This window comes from Hafnia sp. HMSC23F03, from assembly GCF_001816025.1.
GTDB lineage: Bacteria > Pseudomonadota > Gammaproteobacteria > Enterobacterales > Enterobacteriaceae > Hafnia > Hafnia paralvei.
On record NZ_KV824214.1, the window covers coordinates 524,474 to 547,534 of the forward strand.

19 protein-coding genes, 1 tRNA gene and 1 rRNA gene are annotated in these 23,061 nt (G+C 48.7%); 11 read left to right on the plus strand and 10 right to left on the minus strand.

Annotated features, from left to right (window positions below; translation table 11 throughout):
* From HMPREF3091_RS08085 to HMPREF3091_RS08110, 6 genes are read left to right on the plus strand one after another with little or no spacing between them, the layout of a single operon-like run.
* Positions 1-1,347, plus strand: coding sequence for a B12-binding domain-containing radical SAM protein (locus HMPREF3091_RS08085; protein WP_070715215.1), 1,347 nt, complete (start codon positions 1-3; stop codon positions 1,345-1,347).
* Positions 1,347-2,417, plus strand: a complete 1,071-nt coding sequence (locus tag HMPREF3091_RS08090) for an N-acetyltransferase (RefSeq protein WP_210403545.1) — start codon at positions 1,347-1,349, stop codon at positions 2,415-2,417. Before HMPREF3091_RS08085 ends, HMPREF3091_RS08090 begins: the two co-directional genes overlap by 1 nt.
* Entirely contained in the window at positions 2,414-3,724 is a 1,311-nt protein-coding gene (locus HMPREF3091_RS08095; protein ID WP_070715217.1) for a B12-binding domain-containing radical SAM protein, read from the plus strand. Before HMPREF3091_RS08090 ends, HMPREF3091_RS08095 begins: the two co-directional genes overlap by 4 nt.
* Complete coding sequence (locus HMPREF3091_RS08100) at positions 3,721-5,064, plus strand: B12-binding domain-containing radical SAM protein (protein ID WP_070715220.1); 1,344 nt, start codon at positions 3,721-3,723, stop codon at positions 5,062-5,064. The genes HMPREF3091_RS08095 and HMPREF3091_RS08100 overlap by 4 nt, the downstream gene beginning before the upstream one ends.
* A 12-nt stretch (positions 5,065-5,076) precedes the next feature.
* Entirely contained in the window at positions 5,077-5,736 is a 660-nt protein-coding gene (locus tag HMPREF3091_RS08105) for a phosphatase PAP2 family protein (RefSeq protein WP_070715221.1), read from the plus strand.
* The gene (locus HMPREF3091_RS08110; RefSeq protein WP_070715223.1) at positions 5,699-6,292 is read left to right on the plus strand and encodes a YybH family protein; all 594 of its coding nucleotides are present in this window, start codon (positions 5,699-5,701) and stop codon (positions 6,290-6,292) included. The genes HMPREF3091_RS08105 and HMPREF3091_RS08110 overlap by 38 nt, the downstream gene beginning before the upstream one ends.
* Positions 6,293-6,352: 60 nt before the next feature.
* Here HMPREF3091_RS08110 and HMPREF3091_RS08115 read toward each other — a convergent pair whose 3' ends face one another.
* The 6 genes from HMPREF3091_RS08115 to nudF all read right to left on the minus strand — a co-directional run bounded on the left by HMPREF3091_RS08115 (position 6,353) and on the right by nudF (position 12,126).
* Positions 6,353-7,297 carry a fatty acid desaturase gene (locus HMPREF3091_RS08115; protein ID WP_070715225.1) on the minus strand — a complete coding sequence of 315 codons (945 nt, stop codon included), beginning with the start codon at positions 7,295-7,297 and terminating at the stop codon, positions 6,353-6,355.
* Positions 7,298-7,516: 219 nt separating this feature from the next.
* Entirely contained in the window at positions 7,517-9,412 is a 1,896-nt protein-coding gene (gene parE, locus HMPREF3091_RS08120) for a DNA topoisomerase IV subunit B (RefSeq protein WP_004095246.1), read from the minus strand.
* 108 nt (positions 9,413-9,520) lie between these two features.
* Positions 9,521-10,105, minus strand: a complete 585-nt coding sequence (gene yqiA, locus HMPREF3091_RS08125) for an esterase YqiA (protein ID WP_035503916.1) — start codon at positions 10,103-10,105, stop codon at positions 9,521-9,523.
* 2 nt (positions 10,106-10,107) lie between these two features.
* A complete protein-coding gene (gene cpdA / locus HMPREF3091_RS08130) occupies positions 10,108-10,935 on the minus strand; it encodes a 3',5'-cyclic-AMP phosphodiesterase (protein ID WP_004095244.1) in 828 nt (275 codons plus the stop codon).
* Positions 10,936-11,023: 88 nt separating this feature from the next.
* Positions 11,024-11,449: a DUF1249 family protein gene (locus tag HMPREF3091_RS08135; RefSeq protein WP_008814697.1), complete on the minus strand. Its 426-nt coding sequence runs from the start codon at positions 11,447-11,449 to the stop codon at positions 11,024-11,026.
* Between the two features lie 17 nt (positions 11,450-11,466).
* Positions 11,467-12,126, minus strand: a complete 660-nt coding sequence (gene nudF, locus HMPREF3091_RS08140; protein WP_004095240.1) for an ADP-ribose diphosphatase — start codon at positions 12,124-12,126, stop codon at positions 11,467-11,469.
* 218 nt (positions 12,127-12,344) lie between these two features.
* Between nudF and tolC the strand changes: the two genes are divergently transcribed.
* Together tolC and dhaR are read left to right on the plus strand one after the other, a co-directional pair.
* Positions 12,345-13,835: an outer membrane channel protein TolC gene (gene tolC / locus HMPREF3091_RS08145; protein WP_070715226.1), complete on the plus strand. Its 1,491-nt coding sequence runs from the start codon at positions 12,345-12,347 to the stop codon at positions 13,833-13,835.
* A 226-nt stretch (positions 13,836-14,061) separates the two neighbouring features.
* Complete coding sequence (dhaR, locus tag HMPREF3091_RS08150; protein WP_070715228.1) at positions 14,062-15,951, plus strand: dihydroxyacetone kinase operon transcriptional regulator DhaR; 1,890 nt, start codon at positions 14,062-14,064, stop codon at positions 15,949-15,951.
* A gap of 82 nt (positions 15,952-16,033) precedes the next feature.
* On the opposite strand, the gene gltP is transcribed toward dhaR, so the two are convergent.
* Entirely contained in the window at positions 16,034-17,338 is a 1,305-nt protein-coding gene (gene gltP, locus HMPREF3091_RS08155) for a glutamate/aspartate:proton symporter GltP (protein WP_070715230.1), read from the minus strand.
* Between the two features lie 739 nt (positions 17,339-18,077).
* Between gltP and acs the strand changes: the two genes are divergently transcribed.
* From acs to actP, 3 genes are all read left to right on the plus strand, one after another.
* Entirely contained in the window at positions 18,078-20,036 is a 1,959-nt protein-coding gene (gene acs, locus HMPREF3091_RS08160; RefSeq protein ID WP_070715234.1) for an acetate--CoA ligase, read from the plus strand.
* Between the two features lie 122 nt (positions 20,037-20,158).
* Entirely contained in the window at positions 20,159-20,470 is a 312-nt protein-coding gene (locus tag HMPREF3091_RS08165) for a DUF485 domain-containing protein (RefSeq protein ID WP_004095228.1), read from the plus strand.
* On the plus strand, positions 20,467-22,125 hold the full coding sequence (gene actP, locus HMPREF3091_RS08170; protein WP_004095227.1) for a cation/acetate symporter ActP: 1,659 nt from the start codon (positions 20,467-20,469) through the stop codon (positions 22,123-22,125). The genes HMPREF3091_RS08165 and actP overlap by 4 nt, the downstream gene beginning before the upstream one ends.
* 40 nt (positions 22,126-22,165) lie before the next feature.
* On the opposite strand, the gene HMPREF3091_RS08175 is transcribed toward actP, so the two are convergent.
* The 3 genes from HMPREF3091_RS08175 to HMPREF3091_RS08185 all read right to left on the minus strand — a co-directional run bounded on the left by HMPREF3091_RS08175 (position 22,166) and on the right by HMPREF3091_RS08185 (position 23,013).
* Positions 22,166-22,543 (minus strand): YjaA family stress response protein, encoded by a 378-nt coding sequence (locus tag HMPREF3091_RS08175; protein ID WP_070715236.1) that lies wholly within the window; start codon positions 22,541-22,543, stop codon positions 22,166-22,168.
* 239 nt (positions 22,544-22,782) lie between these two features.
* A 5S ribosomal RNA gene (rrf, locus tag HMPREF3091_RS08180) occupies positions 22,783-22,898 on the minus strand.
* Between the two features lie 39 nt (positions 22,899-22,937).
* Positions 22,938-23,013, minus strand: a tRNA-Thr gene (locus tag HMPREF3091_RS08185).
* Positions 23,014-23,061: the final 48 nt, after the last annotated feature.

Here is a 23,061-nt window from a genome sequence, read left to right on the forward strand (position 1 = left end):
ATGCGACTGACATTTATTCATCCGGCTATCGGCCATAGAAAAAATGAATCCTACCTGCGTTCTTGGCAGATGGAACCATTGCCTGTCGCAACGCTAAAAGGATTAACACCCGCTGACATAGAAACGCGGTTTTATGACGACCGCTTGGAGCTAATTCCGTTTGATGCCCCCACCGATGCAGTTGCCATTTCTGTAGAAACCTATACAGCCAAACGCGCTTACCAAATAGCCAGCGAGTACCGCAAACGCGGAGTGCCAGTCATTATGGGGGGGTTTCATGCCACGTTGGTGCCCAATGAGGTCGCTCGCTATGCCGACACGCTGGTCACTGGCGAAGCAGAGGCGATATGGAACGAAGTGATAGACGACCTGCGTCACAATACGTTGAAAAGCCATTATCAAGGCTACCAGACCGACCTAACTCAGGTTCAGGTTGATCGCAGCTTGTTTAAAGGGAAACGATATTTACCTATTGGACTGATTGAAACGGGTCGTGGATGCCGTTTCCCTTGCGAGTTTTGTGCTGTCCAAACCTTCTACCAACGTCGCTACCGCCGACGTGATATCGACAGCGTACTGAAAGAGCTGTCACTGCTGAAGCAGGAAAAAAAAATATTCTTCTTTGTGGATGATAACTTTGCGGGCAGTTTGCGTGAAAGCCGAGAGATCTTACCCGAACTAGCACAGGCTGGGGTCCGCTGGGTCACACAGATGAGCATTAATGCAGCCCATGATGAAACCTTCGTGCAACAGCTAGCGCATGCAGGCTGCCGAGGTGTGCTGATTGGCTTTGAGTCTCTCAACGAAGATAACCTGCGTCAGATGAACAAGCAGGTTAACACTATACAAGGAGGATTTGGCAGCGCCTTAGCTAATCTGAGAAAACATGGTATTGCGGTATATGGCACCTTCGTTTTTGGCTATGACCATGATACGCCGGAATCATTTGGCGAAGCCGTAAGTTATGCCCGCGAGCAAGGGATGTATATCGCCGCCTTCAACCACATGACGCCCTTCCCTGGTACACCGCTATACACTCGGCTGGAGCGGGAAAAACGCTTACGCTTTGAACATTGGTGGCTGGATGACAACTACCATTATAACGATCTTCCCTTCTTCCCCGCTCACCTGACGCCACAGCAAGTCACGGACGGTTGCTTGGAAGCAAGGCACGCATTTTACAACTGGCGCTCTATTTTTCAGCGTAGCTGGCACAACCGCAGTGATTTCTTTATGTTTCGCAACTATTTCCCTATCAACATGATGCACCACAACGAAATCAGCAGCCGCAATGGTTATCCCCTCGGGGATGAAAATTGGTCGGGCCCATTGTTGGAAGCAAAATAATGCGTGTAATCGCCGCAACACACGAACACGGAGCTCGCTTACTGGGCCTATTAGAAGAGAATGCAATGCTGGGCGATATCGATCTCATCATGACCCGTCGGCCAGACTACTTTTCGGCCCAGCAGCATAGCTGCGGCGTTGAACGCCCTGTCATTGCACTAGAAGGAGAACACGCTATCGGCATGTGCCAGTTAACAGAGCATTCGGGCTTTGCTAACGGCCAACAATGCCAGCTTGGCTATCTCGGCAGTTTGCGAGTGACACAGAACTATCGCCACCGCATTCGCGTACTACAGGCTGGATTTGACTACCTGCGCCAGCTTTCTTTATCGGGCTCTTCAGCAACAGATTATTGCTATACCAGCATCGCCGCAGATAACCATACGGCACGACGCTTGCTGGAGCGTGGCCTGCACGGTTTACCTCATTACCAGCCGTTAGGCGAAATGCACACGCTAGTCATGAACCGCAAACAGGGAAAACGTCGGGGATTATGGCGTCTAATTCCACCCAAAGAGTATCCCCAATTTGCTGATTTTTATAATCGTTTGGCAGTGCAGCGCCAGCTTGCCCCCAGTTTGAATGCGCAGTGGCTTGCTGCCGAAGGCTTATCCGTTCTGGGGGCTTACGATGCACAAGGACTTCATGCTTGTGCCGTGATCTGGGATCAACGGAGATTTAAGCAGGTACTGGCGGCACGTTATTCTTCCCGCGTTCGCAGGCTTCGCCTTTTATGGAATAGCTATGCCACCCTCACTGGCAAAGTTCCTTTGCCCAAAATGGGGCAGCCACTTGATCAAAGTTTTTTAGCCTATTTTGCTACGAATTTATCTGCGGATAACTGCACTGACGATGATAGCGAAAAAATTGTCGCACTCGTGGAGGATGCATTAAGCCTGTGTACCACACAGGTCATGACGCTTGGACTACCCGCTACTTTGCCTTGCATGGCAAAACTCGTCGCCCGAACTCGTCCAATGGTTTATCGCACCTGCCTATACGGTGTGAATTTGACAAACAATCCGGTGTGGGACAAACGCACTATCTGGCCCGAGGTAGCCTTATTGTGAATATCGTTCTTTTGTACCCTAATATGGGCGACTACCGCACAAAAGATGCAATGACTCCACTGGCAATGGGTATTCTTGCTGCACTTTCACCCGGCCATGACATCACTTTCTATGATGAGCGTCTGGAGGCGTTGCCACAGACTCTGCCCAATGCAGATCTTATCGCCATCTCGGTTGAAACATTTACCGCACGGCGCAGTTACCTGCTGGCCGACCGTTATCGTAAACAAGGTAAGAAAGTAGTGATGGGCGGGTATCACGTCACGTTTATGCCCGAAGAAGCCCTACAGCACGCGGACAGCATTGTCATTGGCGATGCTGAAGGAGTCTGGGAACAGCTGCTGCTGGATGTAGATAACGAGACGCTGAAAGAGAGCTACGTAGGTTCTCGCGCACGATCACTAGACAACTATCCACTTGATCGATCTATCTTTGCAGGCAAACGCTACGCTCCTCTGGAGCTTATCCAATATTCGCGTGGTTGCCGCTTTGCCTGCGATTTCTGTTCGATTCACGCGTTTTATCCCGATGGAGTGCGTACTCGTCCCGTAGAACAGCTAAAAAAAGAAATTGAGCGTCTACCTGCAGGGCGTTTTCTAGCATTCGTTGATGATAATTTATTCGTCAACCGCAAAAAACTGGATGCCCTGTTGACCATGCTAGCTCCGCTCAAACGACGGTGGGGATGCCAAATCAGCATCGATGTTGCCCGCAATGAAGAACTGCTGAATAAGCTAGCCGAGGCAGGATGCGGTTTTGCACTTATCGGATTTGAAAGCCTTAACCCCAGCAACCTCCGCCAGATGGGAAAATCATGGAACAACACCGCCGGTGATTACCAGAAAGTTATCAATGACCTCCATACTCGCGGTATCGGCGTGTACGGTACTTTCATCTTTGGCTACGATGACGACACCCCAGAAACTGTGCAACAATGCCTGAAATTTGCACAGCAAAACCATCTGGAAATCGCCAACTTTAATCTGCTAATTCCTACACCCGGCACCGCGTTATATGACCGACTGAAGAGCGAGGGGCGACTTCTGTCACCCGAATGGTGGATTGACGCGGATTACCGTTATGGAGATCCAATTTTTCAGCCTAAAGGCATGTCGCCTAAACAACTTACCGATCTCTGTTTTCAGGCTAAGACACAGTTCTACAGCTACTCCTCTATTTCTCAGCGACTGCTACGTTTTAATAAAAAACGTAGTTGGAAAAATGTGCTCATCGCGCTGCTGGCTAATTTAGTGTCGCACAAGGAAATCGCCCGCAAACAAGGTAAACATTTGGGGGAAAAAGGATGAAGCTGACACTAATTAAACCCAATATCGGACGCAGAGAACACAGCCTATACGTTGATGAAGGACGTATGGAGCCGCTGATGCTAGGCATTCTTGCCGCACTGACACCACCGGATGTGGACGTGATGCTGTACGATGATCGTATGGAGGATATCCCTTATGACGTATCCACCGATCTTGTGGCGATTACGGTAGAAACTTTTACCGCCCGCCGTGCTTACGAGATCGCGGCAGAATATCGTCAACGCGGTGTCAAAGTGATCCTCGGAGGTATGCATGTCTCGTTGTTACCTGAAGAGGCAGCCCTGCATGCCGACAGCATATTCATCGGCGATGCCGAAAGCCGTTGGGTTGAAATGGTAGAAGACGCACGATGCGGATGCCTCAAGTCTCGTTACGATTCGCTCGTCGGCATCGCTCAGGTGGATGCCTGCCAGCAAGCATTGTTGCCTCGTAGAGATCTTTTTGTCGGCAAGGGTTATCTACCCATTTCATTGATGCAATTTTCTAGAGGCTGCCGCTTCGCCTGTAGCTTCTGCGCCGTAAGCCAGTATTTTGGGCGACGTAGCTACCTACGCAAGGTGGATGAAGTAGTAAGGGAGATAGAAACCCAAGGGCATAAGTTTATCTTCTTCGTCGATGATAACATCGCCTCAGACCATCACGCACTGGCAGAACTATGCCATGCCCTCATCCCGTTAAAAATAAACTGGATAAGTCAGACTAGTCTTGACGTTACCCAAAATCGGCCACTGATGGATCTGATGCAAAAAAGCGGCTGCTGGGGCAACGTGGTAGGTTTCGAATCAATTAACCCGCAAAACCTTCGTGACGCGAGAAAATCGCCAAATATTAGAGGATTCTCCCATTATCGTGATGAAATTGCCGCTCTACGCGACTTTGGGCTGCAAACATGGGCAGCCTTTACGCTGGGATACGATCACGATACGCCTGATAGTATTGAACAAACGGTAGAATTTGCCCTAAAAAACCGCTTTGCTTTTGCCGCCTATAATATCCTGATGCCCTATCCAAGCACGCCGCTTTACCAGCAACTGCAGCAGCAAAATAGGTTGCTGTTTGATGGGAAATGGTGGCTACATCCAGAATATCGTTTTAACCAGGCCGCATTTATCCCACAGGGCATGACACCGGAGCAGCTCACAACGTTGTGCCATCAGGCGCGTAGCCACTTTAACAGTCTGCCTTCAATCGTAAGGCGTTTTTCCGATCTGCGAATGACATTCCAATCGTTGTCACGCCTCACCACTCTGTGCCGCTATACTTTGCTGTTTCGCAAAGAAGTTCACAAAAAACACCGCATGCGCTTTGGGATGAAATAGGATGATGCTGCAATGAAATTTTCAATATTTCATCAAACCGAACCTTTTAGCTGTCGCTTGAAGAGCTATCTGTTATGGATGGTGCCGGTGGCAATCGTCTTTTTCAGCTTATATCCCACCATCAATACTTTTACCGCCGCCCGACACGATACTCTCGCTCTCTGGATACCAGCAGAGCTCGGCATTCCGTTGATTCCAGCCTTCATTTGGGTTTATTTTTCTTTTTATCTGATTATTCTTGCGCCTGTGTTTTTTCTAACCCAAAGTGAGCAGAAGCGCTTAGCCATCGAGTTGATGGTAATAACCGTCATTGGAGCACTTTTTTTCTTGCTGTTTCCCGCTAAGTTGGGCTTTGTACGGCAGATACCGTCCGCTCCACTTTATCAGTCACTGTTCAAACACCTGTTTATGCTAGACCAGCCTCACAATCTAGTTCCGTCTCTGCACGTAGCTTGGTCTTGTACGGCCGTGCTGGCGATTACGCGCAAGCATGTAGGATGGATCGCTTGGGGGCTGTATAGCTGGCTTATTCTGATCGCACTCTCAACCCTGTTTGTGCATCAACACCATCTGCTGGACGTCATTACCGGCGGGTTATTGTCATTCACCACCTGTTACCTCACAGGGATCGTATATGAAAAAAATACTCGTACTGCTGCTAACGTTGGTTAGCCTTAGCGCCTTTGCCACAGACCCCGATGAAGCTATTCATCAAGAACTACGTCAGGCCGTCAGCTTGATTGAATCATCCATTAACAGTGGCGACTATGACAAAATGTTGCCTGTAATGAGTGACGATCTCCGTGCTACGCCCGTTACTCAGGAGTTCATCAATGGCAAAAGTGAAATATCTCCCTATTTTCATCGTTGGTTTGGCCCCGATAAATTTTTAAAAAAAATGACTATTTCCTTCACGCCTGATGTTGCAACAGAGCTTTCAGCGGATAAAACGTGGGGGGTTGTTTATGGTCGAGGTACTGAGAAATATTTGTTGGGAGATGGTCGTACCTACGATTTACAAACTCGTTGGACCGCTACTGTTGCCTTAGAAGGTGGTCACTGGAAAATCAGAGCCATACATATTGGCACTAATTTTATTGATAACCCATTAATTAACGAAGCCCGCAGCGGTATCAACAAAGCGCTCTACGGCGCTGGTGGTGGAGGTCTGTTATTAGGCTTGGGCCTCGGCTTCTTGCTGTTTCGAAAGAAAAAGAAGTCAGTCTAACCTTAGAAGATCATACGGTCAGACCGCTGCGCTTAGGACAGGCAGCGGCCATCTTCATGTTTAGCGCATCTTCCTGGCTGAATTCGAAAACTCATCAGAGAAGAGAAAATCTAAGTCTGCGGGCGCATCCATCGGAGGAGCGGGCCGAACGCCACTACGCCATAGGCTAAACCAAACACGCCAGAACGTCGGCCGTGGTTGATCATCAACTAGAGATGGCAACTCATACCACGGTGCTGCTGGGTGCTGATGATGTGCAAGATGACAGTGATAGTTCAATGCTAACCAGCGAGAAAGCGGAAGAACTTTTAAATTCCACGCTCCGTTTTGCACATTCCGCCCAGTCCAAGCATGGTTAACGTACTGTAGCGCCGACCAGTGAAGGCCAAATGCCCATAAACAGAGAACATAGCTTAAAACGTTCAGATCCAGTAACCAGAACAACAATGCCTGCCAAGCAAATGCCAGAGCTAATTCACACCATACAGCCAATGCGGGTAAGCTAAGCAATTCAGGAATTTGCGCGCCAAATCCGAGCGCTGGGCCTATTTTCTTCACAAAGAAAGCCGAACGATAAAACCACCATGCCACTAGCCAGATAGCGTTGCCCAGCACGACAAAGAAATAGTACAAACCCAGTAAATTCCCCAAATAGAGCCATGCATTACGCAACCATCTGGATTCGTGTGGCAGATAGTAGTCATACAATTCTTTGTCTGTACGGTTGTTTTGATGATGATTCAGATGTGCTTTGCGCTGTAGCAAAAACGAGGTAGGAAACGCCCAACCAGCCACTACTCCGATCAACCGATTTCCCCAACGAGAATCAGCAGCCACGCCATGTACGGCTTCATGCATGATAGCGAACGGCATATTGTTGATTAACGCAAAAAACCAAATTGCGGGCAGAGCCCAATACCACATAGCGTGGCTGGCCGCCCACAGACAGAAACCTGATAAGGCCAAAGAAACCAGCAATAATGCCGTATTTAGTAAAAATTTCATGATTGTTCATCCAGAACAGAGGACTGACTGAAAAATAAGGGCACTTAAGACCTCAACCAGCTATATAACAATAGCCACTACAAGATCGTGGCTACAACTTTATTGCTGTTACCTATTGAATGGTCTGAACGCTATATAGCGTTACCAAAAACCAGTCGGCCTCTTTAAGCGTCCATGCTCAAATGCGGGCTAATTATACTATTAACTCAGCGAAGGAGACTAGACGTCCAGATCCGCCAGATCACCTTTTTCCTGTAGCCAGTTACGACGATCTTCGGAGCGTTTCTTCGCCAACAGCATATCCATCACCGCCATCGTTTGATCGACATCGGTATCATCGATGGTTAACTGCACCAAACGACGCGTATTTGGATCAAGCGTTGTTTCACGCAGTTGGAGTGGGTTCATTTCGCCCAACCCTTTGAAGCGTTGTACGTTCGGCTTACCCTTTTTACGCTTGAGCTGTTCCAATACACCGGCTTTTTCTTCTTCATCCAGCGCGTAATAAACCTCTTTGCCGAGGTCGATGCGGAACAGTGGCGGCATGGCGACATAAACATGCCCACCGCGTACTAGCGATTGGAAATGACGCACGAACAGCGCACATAGCAGCGTGGCAATGTGTAAACCATCGGAGTCAGCATCCGCAAGGATACAAATTTTGCCGTAGCGTAGCTGGCTGAGATCGTCGCTATCTGGATCGATACCAATCGCCACGGAAATATCGTGTACTTCCTGCGAGGCTAGCACTTCGTCAGAAGAAACTTCCCACGTGTTCAGGATCTTACCTTTTAACGGCATGATAGCCTGATATTCACGGTCACGAGCCTGCTTAGCAGAGCCACCAGCGGAATCCCCTTCCACCAGAAAGAGCTCGGTGCGGGAAAGATCCTGTGCGGTACAGTCGGCTAATTTACCCGGCAGCGCTGGGCCACTAGTCAGCTTTTTACGTACCACTTTTTTAGCGGCACGCATGCGGCGCTGGGCGCTGGAAATCGCCAGCTCAGCCAGTTGTTCGGCCACCTGCACGTTTTGGTTAAGCCAAACGCTGAAAGCATCTTTAACGATGGCAGAAACAAAGGCCGCGCACTGACGCGAAGACAAACGTTCTTTCGTTTGACCCGCAAATTGCGGATCCTGCATTTTCACCGAAAGCACGTATGCACAGCGTTCCCAGATATCGTCCGCCGACAGCTTAACGCCACGCGGCAAAAGATTACGAAACTCGCAGAACTCACGCATGGCGTCGAGCAGGCCTTGGCGCAAGCCGTTAACGTGCGTTCCGCCCTGCATGGTTGGGATCAGGTTGACGTAGCTTTCAGTCAGCAACTCACCGCCTTCCGGTAGCCACAACAGTGCCCAGTCAACGGCCTCGGTATCACCTGAGAAGGAGCCGGTAAATGCCTGTTCTGGCAGAGTGATAAGACCGTTCACAGCCTCCATCAGATAGTCGGTCAGACCATCCTGATAGCACCAGCGCTGTTCGGTGTTGTTCAGCTTATCTTTAAAGACAATCTCGACGCCCGGACACAATACCGCTTTAGCTTTCAGCAAATGATTGAGGCGAGAAACCGAGAATTTAGGGCTGTCAAAGAACTGTTCATCAGGCCAGAAGTGTACGCTAGTACCGGTATTGCGTTTGCCGCAGGTGCCGGTTACATGCAGATCTTCGACCTTATCACCGTTCTCGAATGCCATCTGATACACCTGTCCATCGCGGCGTACGGTGACTTCAACGCGTTTGGATAAGGCGTTTACTACCGAGATACCCACGCCGTGCAGACCACCGGAGAACTGGTAGTTTTTATTCGAGAACTTACCGCCCGCATGCAAGCGGCACAGGATCAGTTCAATGGCAGGTACGCCTTCTTCAGGGTGAATGTCCACCGGCATACCGCGCCCATCGTCAATCACTTCCAGCGATTGATCGGGATATAAAATGACCTCTACGCGAGATGCGTGGCCAGCCAGCGCCTCATCGACACTGTTATCTATGACTTCCTGACCCAAATGGTTAGGACGCGTGGTATCGGTGTACATACCCGGACGACGGCGCACGGGTTCTAGGCCGCTGAGAACTTCAATAGAATCAGCGTTATAGCTGGATTGAGTCATGGTATGAATCGTATAAGTCGTTAGTTATCGTCGACCGAGCGGCGCAAAGCAGTACTTTGCTCTGGCGAAGCCATATTCCGCTCGGTAGGTATAAGCTGTCCCACCCGGTTAATAATCGGTGGCCAGCTCTAAGAAATCGACGATCTGTGGGAAAAATCGCTCGAAACCAACAAAACTGTGTGACCCCTCAGGCTCAATGGTCTGGCGGCATAACGCGTAGTAAGCCACAGCTTGTCGATAATCCAGAACTTCGTCACCAGTTTGCTGTAACAACCAGAGGAGATCCGGTGATTCCAATGGTTCAACCTGCATGACTTTCAGATCGTAAACGTGGCGAGACTCTAACACATATTGTTGGCCGGTGTAGGGATTCTCGTTTTGCCCTAAAAAGTCAATTAACAGCTCATAGGGCTTAACTGCGGGGTTTACCACGACCGCCGGTAGCGTGAAGCACTGTGATAGCCACGTGGCGTAATATCCACCCAGAGAAGACCCCACTACTCCCAGAGGACGTCCAGAACGAGACATCACTATCTCCTCCAACATTTCCGCCGCATCCGACGGATAAGGCGGGAGTTGAGGAACCAGCATGGTAATTTCTGGGTGATTAACCGCTAGCCACTGTTTCAACGCAGTGGCCTTGGCAGAACGGGGAGAACTGTTAAATCCGTGGAGATATAAAAGCGTGGGCATCATTAATAGCCGTCAGAGTCGAGATCCGGTCTGAATTCTGTACCGTCTAAACGATGCAGTTCAGTCGTGAGCGTCCCATCTGGATGTAGGTCCAGATAACGCCACCCGGGCGATAGAGTGTCAATCGTGAAATTGGTGCATAACGGTTTGAATTGAATACAGGTTGATGGCGTCGCTAACAAACGGCGGCCTTCCCACTGTAAATCCAAATCCTGATGAATATGTCCGCATAGCAAGGTTTTCGCCAGAGGGTAATGTTGCAGAACTTCCCCTAGCATATGTGCATTACGCAGGCTGTGCTGATCAAGCCACGTACAGCCTGACGGCAACGGATGATGGTGCAGCAAAATCAGAGCGTGGCGCTGCGGGTACAGCGAAAGCGTACGCTCCAACCATTCGAGTTGGTAGTCGCTTAGCTCTCCGTGGGGAACACCAAAAACTTGGCTATCTAACAAAATAATCTGCCAGTGGTCGCCCAACAGCATATGCTTCGCGGGATTCACACCGGCATTGGCCAACGTATCGACCATTGCAGGCTGAAAATCATGATTACCCGGAAGCCACAGACAGGTTTTATTCAGCGTCGCAATACCGTTCGCAAAATGCTGGTATGCCGCCACAGAGTGATCCTGCGCCAAATCACCAGTGGCGACAACGATGTCGTACGGGCGAGCTTCGGCATGGATCGCCTCTAGCACTGCGTGGTAGCTGCGGTGAGTATTGACGCCTAATAACGTCTCATGTTCACCCGCAAACAAGTGAGTGTCTGTGATTTGTAAAATCCTAACCGGAGCCCCACGTGCCACGGTTAGTTGAAACAGGCTTTCCAAATGGTGTCCTTTATGACTTTAGTCTGCCAAGAATCTGTAAAAATAATCATTGCGTCGATTGTTAGGGCTCAGCGCAGCAAAACAGGCTCTAATATACAGGAATTGCCATAACTCCATGCGTCAGACAATAGTGCAACCAGTCTGCAAGAAACTGGTTAATTTGATGCTTTTCGTCGCGTTGATGCAACTTTTTATTCGGATAATCATAACGTGCTTTAAACCGAGAGATCTGTTGGCTTGCACACACTTCCGCAACCATGGCGTCATGATACAGGCGCACACTCATTGAAGGTAACCCCCAATGTCCCGGTTCAGGCTGGGTCTGGGTGATTTCAGCCATTGAGGTATAGCGCGTCGACTCCGTAATTTTTATCTGATAACTCGCGCCATTGACCTGATATCCCTGCGATTCGCCAACTTCGTCCTTGCGCGGTAACAAACGGCGCAATTGCGCATAATTAGTCTCACACAGCCTCATCATTAGAGGAAAATCAGGGGAATAACGCTTCATCATATGTATCTGTATCCAAATTAGTTGGCGCTGCTACAACCAAGGGGTGGACTCATCCACTCGCGGCGAAGCGACTCATGGTGCAACGCCAGCCACTGTAATGCAATAACCGATGCAGCATTGTCGATCACCCCTTCTTCCACCCAGCAATACGCCTGCTCGCGGCTCACAACATGCACTCGAATGTCTTCATGCTCTTCTGGTAAGCCATGGATGCCGGAGGCTTTTTCCGCGTCAATCTCACCAACCATAATAGACAAGCGTTCGCTTGTACCGCCGGGGCTTGCCAGATAGCTCAGTACCGGCTTACAGCGTTGCACATGAATGCCAGCTTCTTCCTGCGCTTCGCGACGGGCAACATCTTCTACTGTCTCACCGGGCTCAATCATCCCTGCCACCATTTCCAGCAACCAAGGCGTTTGGCTAGAGTCCAGCGCAGGAATGCGAATCTGTTCCACGAGCACAACTTCATCACGCACAGGGTCATAAGGGAGCAGAACGGCAGCATGTCCGCGCTCAAAAACCTCACGTACAACTTCGCCACTCATGCTGCCATCGAAGAGACGATGCCGAAAACGATAACGTTCTAGCGAAAAAAAGCCGCGATAGAGCGATTCCCGTGCAATAATTTCAACATCATTTTTACTAAACGTGACGGGTGACGGATTTTTTTCGCTCATACGGCTAAATTCCTAAAAGTGGTGTGATGGTTAGCATGAATAATATTGATTTGAGGTCAATCTGAAAATACTCAATCACTTTACTGTTTATTTAGGTAAATTAAGGGGGATGGCACGTAAAGCCACGCTCCTTAAGATACGGTCTCTGGTAGAATCGGCGGCTATATGACTTTAGTCAGCGTTACAATAGCAACTTTGCTGCACAACAAGGAATGCAAATGAAGAAACTGCTCCCCCTTCTTATTGGCCTGAGCCTTGGTGGCTTTACCACTTTAAGCCATGCAGAAAACCTGATGCAGGTATATCAGCAAGCCAAGGAAAGTAACCCCGATCTGCGTAAAGCTGCGGCAGATCGCGATGTGGCTTTTGAGAAGATTAACGAGTCCCGTAGCCCGCTGTTACCACAGCTTGGCTTGGGCGCAGATTATACTTATACCAATGGGATGCGCGACAACGACGGCTTGAACTCGAATAACTACGGCGCGTCGCTGCAATTGACCCAAACCATTTTTGACATGTCAAAATGGCGTCAGCTTTCTCTAACTGAAAAACAGGCGGGTATCCAAGACGTCTCTTATCAGTCTTCCGAACAGACGCTGATGCTGAATTCAGCAACGGCTTACTTCAACGTGCTGCGCGCTATCGATGCGCTGTCTTACATTGAAGCTAATAAAGAAGCGATTTATCGTCAGTTAGATCAAACCACCCAGCGTTTTAACGTGGGCTTGGTTGCTATTACCGACGTACAGAACGCCCGCGCTCAGTACGACTTGGTGTTAGCTAACGAAGTGACGGCACGTAACAATTTGGATAACTCTCTGGAAGCACTGCGCCAAATCACCGGTCAGTACTATGGTCAGTTGGACTCTCTGAACGTAGAGCGTTTCTCAACCACTAAACCAGAGAACGTGAATAGTCTGCTGCAAGAGGCTGAAAAACGTAACCTGTCATTATTGAGCGCTCGCCTGAGCCAAGACTTGGCTCGTGAGCAGATCAAATATGCACAGACAGGCTATATGCCAACGTTGGATCTGACTGCATCTTCTGGCGTTAGCAATACAGACTACAACAGTTTGTCTAACAGCCAGAAAGCGCAGAACCCAAACGGAGCCAGCAGCTATCAGGGCCAAAACACTATCGGCCTACAGTTTAACCTGCCGCTGTACTCCGGTGGTGCAACCAATTCTCAGGTTCAACAGGCACAATACAACTTTGTTGGTGCAAGTGAATCTCTGGAAAGCGCGCACCGCAGCGTAATTCAAAACGTTCGTTCTTCCTTTAACAACATCTCTGCCTCTATCAGCGGTGTTGAAGCTTATCGTCAGGCCGTCGTGTCTGCGCAAAGCTCCTTAGAAGCGACCGAAGCCGGTTATCAGGTTGGTACACGTACTATCGTTGACGTGCTGAACGCAACCACCACGCTGTATAGCGCGAAAGAAAGCCTGTCTAACGCACGTTACGATTACCTGATCAGCCAGCTCAATATCAAATACGCCTTGGGTACGCTGAACCAAAACGATCTGATGGCGCTTAACGGCGGCCTGACTAAGCCTGTTTCTACCACGCCGGACATTATTGCTCCGCAGGGTAAAACACAAGCCGACCAGGTTAACAGCGACTACAGCGCTGCACCTGCAGCACCAGTTGCACAAGCGACCCCAGTATCCAGCACCTCTAGCAGCAAAGGTAAGAATCCTTTCCGCAACTAACCTACGATGTTAGATGCCGCTGTAGCGAGATAACAAAGGGGCGAATTTTCGCCCCTTTGCTTTTTTGGCGCTATCAGCCCTCCCTTTGCATCCAGCTCACGGAATTGTTCCTCTTTTCCCGCTTTAATAACCACTTGTCATTTACTGATGGATTTTATTTGTGCAGCCAGATACTTCTTCCGACCGTTGGATCTATTTTTTCTCTCACGGAAATTTGCCGGAGACAATGCGTCCTGCACAGCCGATTTATCAATCTTGGGTGCGCTGCCAAAAGCTGATGCAGCCCATGCCGTGGAAAATGCCTCACCGCGCAGCAGGGGCAACGCTACGCTCCATATGCCAACGTAAAAACGACCTGCTGGTATTAGGCCAAGCGGCGCTAGAAGATGCCTATGAATATATGGAGTCACGCCCCTGTGTTTTGCAGATCCTCGATGAAAGCGGCTGTTTGCTTTGGCAATGTGGCCACGTAAAAACACGAACCGCACTTGCCGCACTTGGTTTTGATATCGGCAGCTATTGGGCCGAAGGACACATTGGTACTAACGCTCCAGCGCTAGCAATGCGCGATGGCAATCCTGTTCAGGTACATGGTGACGAGCATTTCAAACAGGCATTACGTGCATGGCACTGCAGCGCAACACCGGTGTATGACAACAGCGGTCGACAGCGTGCCGTTATCGTCATTGCGAGTCTGGCTGCGGACTATGCTGTCAGTGATTTACCGTTAACATTAGCCATTGCTCGAGAAATTGGTAATTCGTTACATACCGATGCGTTGCTGTCAGAAACCAACCGTCACCTCAACGAGCTTTACGCGCTGTTAGACGGCGTGGAAGATGGTGTCCTTGCATGGGATCACAACGGCTGTCTGCAATATTTGAATCACCGCGCCGCGGGGATGCTGCTGTTAGATGAACAAAATAGTTTAGGCCGCCCGCTTCCCTCTCTGCTTACTCTGCCTTCATTGTTGCAACATGCCATTCAGCAACGGCTACCGCTTAATCATGTCGAAATGACGTTTGAAAGTCGCAAACAATTTATCGCTACGCTGCTCACACTGAAACCCGTTCCCGACGGCGAACACTGCGGCTTTATCGCATTGCTGCATCCGCTAGATCAGCTGCGAAGGTTGGTGAATCATCAGTTGGGAAAGGTTAGCCAAACCTTTGAACAAATGCCGGCTGGTTCGCTCGATATGCGGCGCCTGCTGAGATACGGTCGTCAGGCAGCACGCGGTCAACACCCCATTCTGCTACAGGGGGAAGAAGGCGTCGGCAAAGAGCTACTGGCTCAGGCAATCCATAACGCCAGCGAACGGGCTAACAGTTCATACATCGCCATTAACTGTCAAACCCTCGTTGAAGGCCAGTTCGCTAAAGAATTGCTCGGCAGTGACGCGACCGAAACCGATGCAGGCCTGCCCAGCAAGTTTGAGCTAGCAAACAGCGGCACGCTGTATTTGGAGCAAATAGAATATCTGCCACCAGAGATGCAGTCTGTACTCCTCCAGATAATTAAAACGGGCGTTATCATGCGCCAAAACTCCAGCCGAATTATTCCGGTCGATGTACGCATTATCGCCGCGACTGGCGCAAATCTACCGCTGTTGGTTAAACAAGGTCGATTCCGTCGTCAGTTGTTCTATACCTTGCAGTCGTTCGAACTACAGATTCCACCACTGCGTCAGCGCCAGTCGGATATACCGCTGCTGGTGACTCATCACTTGAATATTTTGGGGCAACATTTCCATTGCCGTTATCAAATCGACGAAGCCGTTCTGCTTCAATTACGCGACTACCCGTGGCCGGGTAACGATCAGGAGTTGAAAGGTGTCGTCGAACGCGCGGCGATGATTTGTCAGCACAACCATATTCGAATGGCCGATCTGCCCGAACATTTAATGACGGAAAAACTGACGGTAGAACCGGAAAGCCCCTTGTTGACGCCGGTAATGTCATTGGAGGATGCAGAGCGCCAAGCGATTATCCGCGCGGCTCACGCAGCACAGGGTAAACCTCATGATATGGCAAGAATGTTGGGAATTGGGCGCACGACGCTATGGCGCAAACTGAAGCAGTATCAGTTAGAAATGGAACAGTTTAAAAGTGACTAATTCATTTTGATAACCGCCCCCTCATCTAAGGGGAGGCGGTTAAATAGACTTGGTATCTAAGAACAAGGTCGATAGTTCGCTTTTAAAACTGTTCGGCCTTCACCAACATATTCTCTTCATAAGCTTTCGCTTTCTTGCGGTCGAACTGATGCTCCCACTTGGCAATCACGAGGACCGCCAACGCATTCCCAACCACGTTCAACGCAGTACGAGCCATGTCAAGAATACGGTCAACGCCTGCAATAAACGCTAACCCTTCTAATGGAATACCTACGCTGCCAAGCGTGGCTAACAACACAACAAAAGATACGCCTGGTACACCAGCGATACCTTTAGAGGTCACCATCAGCGTCAACACCAAAACGATCTCCTGCCCAATAGATAAATCAATGCCGTAAAGCTGAGCAATAAAGATGGCCGCAATACTTTGGTACAAGGTAGAACCATCTAGGTTAAAAGAGTACCCCGTCGGCACGACAAAGCTGGTGATGGACTTAGGCGCACCGTAAGCTTCCATTTTCTCAATGATACGCGGTAGCACCGTTTCGGAACTCGCCGTGGAGTAAGCCAGAATCAGCTCATCCTTCAGAATTTTGATCAATGTCCAGATACTGAGTTTGCATAACTTAGCCACTGATCCCAGCACCACCAACGCAAAGAAGATAATGGCGAAGTAAACCAGCACCACTAATTTAGCTAATGGTACTAGAGAGGCAAAACCAAAGTTCGCCACGGTCACAGAGATCAAGCCAAACACCCCGATAGGAGCATAACGCATGATCATGTGAGTCACTTTAAACATGCTTTCCGATACCGCCTTAAATACCTTTAACAGCGGCTCTTTAGTTTCTTTTGGTAAAGATGATAATCCTAAGCCAAACAGCACTGAGAAAAAGATGATAGGCAGAATGTCGCCTTTAGCCATTGAGGCAAACAGATTCGATGGGATCAATGCCAGAATGGTTGAAACAAGGCTATGAGATCCGCTCTGCACCTGTTCCGTTGTTTTTTCATACTGAGAGATGTCCACCGTTGCCAACGTAGACATATCAATGCCATGCCCAGGCTGGAACACGTTGGCCAACGTGATCCCCACGATAATCGCAACCGTAGTGATAACTTCAAAGTAGATGATAGTTTTGAGGCCGATTCGTCCCAACTTCTTCGCATCACCCACGCCAGCAATACCCACAATCAGCGTAGAGATCACGATGGGGATAACAATCATCTTAATCAGACGAATGAAGATATCGCCCGCAGGGCTCAAAATATTGCTCACCAACCAAACGCGTGACTCTTCCTGATTGTGCAATACAGCGCCAACGATGATACCTAAAATTAATGCAGCGACGATTTGCCAAGCAAGTGTAAATTTAAATTTCTTCATTCCCGAAAATGTTCCTCAATTATAATAGAGCCTACCCAGCTTCTTATATTTATCTGCAGCTGTAGTTTTTATTCCGTAAAGTATTTACTCATTTCCTATCGCGACCTGTCTAAACGCGACCTATATTCTGTATCATTTTGCGGTGGCTTTCCGCAAGCCAATATTGAACTGCAATGTACGCTGAAATCACGTGAATGTTTGTACAAATTGCATTACAAAAACAAATAACACATTGTTACAAAAGGAAAATAAAACAACTCCCCATTGCTAACACCGGGTGATACTCCATCGATTAATTATGCATGTTTTTTGATATAATTTTGAGATTAAACGAATAATTAACCAAGAACTATCGATGTATTATGCACCATGATGGTGCAATGAAGGATATAGTGGAAGATAATAATTCCAATTATGATGAGAAAATAGCCCTCCCTGTTCTTACTTTTTATTATCTGATTATTTATCTCGCTAGGTACTCTGTTTAATTTCTTTATCACTGACTATTAACTTATATATTGTTGCTCTACGTTATTTTCTTCATCTACTTATAATTCTATTGTCCTTCACTGACTCATCCTAGATGAGCACATGCTAAGCCAACCTTCCACGTTATCCCCTTGCTAGATACCAATATTTTTATTGCGTGATCAATCGCGCAAAAAAGACACAAATCGAACGCGCTAATCATTTTTAACCTTATATTGACATAATATTAACATCCGCAAGGAGGATAACGATGAGCCAGATCCATAAGCATTCTATTCCTGCAAACATTGCAGAACATACCCTGATTAACCCACAGATGTACCGTGAACTCTACCAACGTTCAGTCAGCGATCCCGATGGATTCTGGGCTGAGTACGGCAAAATTATCGATTGGATGAAACCTTATAGCAAAGTAAAAAACACGTCATTCGATCCTGGTCATGTCAGTATCCGTTGGTTTGAAGACGGTACTTTGAATTTGGCAGCTAACTGCCTAGATCGTCATTTAGAGGAACGCGGTAATCAAACCGCGATCATCTGGGAAGGTGACAATCCACAGGAAAGCAAAACCGTAAGCTACCGAGAGTTACATCACGACGTATGTCGCTTTGGCAACGTACTTAAGAAACTTGGCGTCAAAAAAGGCGATGTTGTTGCTATCTATATGCCTATGGTGGTTGAAGCCGCCGTAGCAATGCTGGCCTGCGCGCGCATTGGCGCCATTCATTCCGTCATTTTTGGTGGTTTCTCACCAGAGGCCGTTGCAGGCCGCATCATCGACTCTAATTCAAAAATCGTCATTACCGCTGATGAAGGATTGCGCGCAGGTCGTCCTATTCCTTTGAAAAAGAATGTGGATGACGCACTGAAGAATCCACATGTGAAAAGCGTCGAGCACGTAGTGGTGTTCAAGCGTACCGGTAAACAAGGTGAATGGAATCCAGAACGCGATCTGTGGTGGCACGATCTCATTGAACAAGTCGATGCTAACTGTCCACCGGAAGAGATGAATGCTGAAGATCCGCTCTTCATTCTGTATACCTCTGGCTCAACGGGCAAGCCCAAAGGCGTTTTGCATACCACCGGCGGTTATTTAGTTTATGCCGCAACCACATTTAAATATGTCTTCGATTACCATCCCGGCGATATCTACTGGTGTACCGCTGACGTTGGCTGGGTCACTGGCCACAGCTACTTGCTGTATGGGCCATTGGCGAATGGCGCAATTACATTAATGTTTGAAGGCGTACCTAATTATCCTGGCGTAAACCGCTTATCGCAGGTGGTTGATAAGCATCAAGTCAATATTCTATACACCGCGCCAACGGCTATTCGTGCGCTGATGGCCGAAGGTGATAAAGCCACTGAGGGCACTCAGCGTACCTCATTGCGTATCATGGGCTCGGTAGGTGAACCCATAAACCCTGAAGCCTGGGAGTGGTACTTCAACAAAATTGGTAATAGCAAATGCCCAATCATGGACACATGGTGGCAAACCGAAACCGGTGGTTTCATGATCACACCGCTGCCGGGCGCAATTGAACTCAAAGCCGGTTCTGCCACCCTGCCTTTCTTTGGCGTTCAGCCAGCATTAGTCGATAACGACGGAATACCTCAAGAAGGTGCCTGTGAGGGGAATCTCGTGATGGTCGACTCATGGCCGGGGCAGGCGCGTACATTGTTTGGCGACCACGATCGCTTTGAACAAACCTATTTTTCCACGTTTAAAGGCATGTACTTCAGCGGCGACGGCGCTCGTCGGGACGAAGATGGGTATTACTGGATCACCGGACGCGTTGATGACGTCCTCAATGTGTCTGGCCATCGCCTAGGAACCGCAGAAATTGAGTCAGCGTTAGTTTCCCATCCAAAAATTGCCGAAGCCGCCGTGGTCGGCGTTCCGCATAACATTAAAGGTCAGGCAATTTACGCCTATATCACACTCAATCACGGAGAAGAGCCAACGCCAGAGCTCTATACCGAAGTACGCAACTGGGTGCGCAAAGAGATTGGCCCGATAGCCACACCTGATATTTTGCATTGGACTGACGCGCTGCCTAAGACCCGTTCGGGGAAAATCATGCGTCGTATCCTGCGCAAAATTGCAGCCGGAGACACTAGCAATCTGGGAGATACCTCAACACTGGCAGATCCGGGAGTCGTAGAGAAGTTGTTAGAAGAAAAACAATCAATGGAAGTTTCATCTTAATTAGTCGCACGACGTGTCGCCGCCTGAGCGCGGCAAAGAGTTGACCACATTGGCATAGCCTTTCAAGGCTATGCCTGTGGGACAGCTTTTATTCAATCAATGCCTTACTAGGAGTCGCTCTGATGAATGATGCCATTTATCAAAGGATTGAAAATAACCCGCGCTTCAAGGAACTGGTGCAAAAACGTGAAAGATTCGCTTGGACTCTTTCATGGATAATGATGATTTTATATTTCGGTTTTATTTTACTGATTGCTTTTGCACCTGGCTGGCTGGGAACGCCAATTTCTGAAGGTTCCAGTGTAACCCGCGGGATCCCTATTGGCGTTGGCCTGATAGTGGTTTCCTTTGTATTAACCGGCATTTACGTCATTCGTGCCAACGGTGAGTTCGATCGCCTTAACCATCAGGTTCTTCAGGAGGCAGGGCAATGAAATCACGCCTTTTGACGCTGTTTGCTCTCACCGCCATGTCTTTTTCGAGCCATGCCGCAGATGCTATTACTGGCGCAGTCGAACGACAGCCGTTAAACATCCAAGCCATCGTGATGTTCGTTATTTTCGTCGGAGCAACACTCTATATTACCTACTGGGCCTCAAAGCGCACACGCTCACGTAAAGACTACTATACCGCAGGTGGCAATATCACAGGCCTGCAAAATGGCTTAGCGATGGCTGGCGACTTTATGTCTGCCGCATCGTTTCTGGGGATTTCAGCTCTGGTATATACCTCAGGATACGACGGATTAATCTATTCGTTAGGTTTCTTGGTTGGCTGGCCAATCATGTTGTTCCTCGTTGCTGAACGCCTACGTAACCTGGGACGTTATACCTTCGCAGACGTTGCATCCTATCGTTTACAGCAAAGACCCATTCGAACCTTATCTGCCTGCGGCTCATTGGTTGTCGTTGCCCTGTATCTGATTGCTCAAATGGTAGGGGCCGGTAAGCTAATCGAATTGCTATTTGGCCTGAACTATCATATCGCCGTGGTATTAGTCGGTGTATTGATGGTGATGTATGTTCTTTTTGGCGGAATGCTAGCAACGACATGGGTTCAGATTATTAAGGCTGTACTACTACTTGCTGGCGCATCATTCATGGCGATCATGGTCATGAAATCCGTAGGTTTTAGCTTTAATACCCTGTTTAACCAAGCAATGGAAGTCAACCCAAAAGGCGCTGCGATTATGCGTCCTGGAGGATTGGTGTCAGACCCAATTAGCGCGCTTTCTCTGGGATTAGCGCTAATGTTCGGCACCGCAGGATTGCCTCATATCTTGATGCGTTTCTTTACCGTCAGCGATGCGAAAGAAGCACGTAAGAGCGTGTTCTACGCGACTGGCTTTATGGGCTACTTCTATTTTCTAACCTTCATCATCGGCTTCGGCGCCATCGTGTTAGTAGGTTCAAATCCAGCCTTTAAAGATGCTGCGGGCGCACTGATTGGTGGCACGAATATGGCAGCCGTTCATTTAGCAGATGCAGTTGGTGGAAGCTTCTTCCTCGGATTCATCTCTGCGGTCGCCTTTGCCACTATCCTTGCCGTCGTTGCTGGTTTAACTCTCGCGGGTGCTTCTGCGGTCTCCCACGACCTCTATGCCAATGTCTTCAAGCAAGGCAAAGCCACTGAACGCAATGAGCTGAAAGTCTCCAAAATCACTGTGTTAGTGCTCGGTGTGGTCGCTATTGGCTTAGGCATTTTGTTTGAAAATCAGAATATCGCGTTCATGGTTGGCTTAGCGTTCTCAATTGCGGCCAGCTGTAACTTCCCTATCCTGATCCTTTCCATGTATTGGTCGAAATTAACGACTCGCGGTGCGATGGTTGGCGGCTGGTTAGGACTACTCACAGCCGTCGTCTTGATGATCTTGGGCCCAACTATTTGGGTCAAAGTCTTGGGGCATGCAACGCCAATCTATCCTTATGAATATCCGGCGCTGTTCTCAATGGCGGCTGCATTTATTGGCACCTGGCTCTTCTCAATTACTGATAATTCAGAGGCGGCAGTGCAGGAGCGTGGGCGTTTCTACTCACAGTTTGTACGTTCACAAACGGGTGTAGGGATCTCGCAGGGTACTTCTCATTAATAAATAAGGGCTCTTCGGAGCCCTTTTCCCTTTAGCAGATTTAATTATTTCTGTACTGTTCAAAAATCGCTTTAGCTTCCATATCGCTCAACGTTCTCTCACCAGCATAGACAACCAAACCACTGTTTCTAGGCGCAGTGCGAGCCGTGATTTCCTTTAACACCCGATCTTCTATTTGAGACAGCCCACCTTCGAACATATCTAATGCATGTACAAGCAGGCCGGGGCGATTAAAAGGAGTATTGAAGCGCGGCATCACTTGCTGAGCTAATTCGTGCAATAGTTTTTCAGCAGGAAAAAATTGGCCTACCAGCAAACGTTCTGTCGTAAATAACGCGGACCCGGTAATTTCTTGTTGGGTCTCGATATTCCGTACCGTTATGTTATTTATTCGTATCTGAATATAGATTAAGCTCACAAAACGTATCCTTGTTTTGGTTTTGGAATAGCAACAACACCCGCTTAAAGAGCGAAGTTTTTTATTTAACGTCTGCTCACTCCGCTGAACTTCCCTGAAAATCGACTTGTGAGTCAATGCATAGCGTCGCTCAGCCTCGTTTCCGACAAGGTTATCCTACTCTTTCAAGACACTTACCGACAAGCTTCAGACAAAACAAAAAGGCCATCCTTGCGGATGGCCTTTTTGTTTTATTTAAAGTCTGGCAGTTCCCTACTCTCGCATGGGGAGACCCCACACTACCATCGGCGCTACGGCGTTTCACTTCTGAGTTCGGCATGGGGTCAGGTGGGACCACCGCGCTGTTGCCGCCAGACAAATTCTTTTTAAGCCGAACATTAACCACTAATTAGAGTGGTGCTGATACCCAGAGTCGAACTGGGGACCTCACCCTTACCAAGGGTGCGCTCTACCAACTGAGCCATATCAGCACAACTAATTTGGAGCCTGGCAGTTCCCTACTCTCGCATGGGGAGACC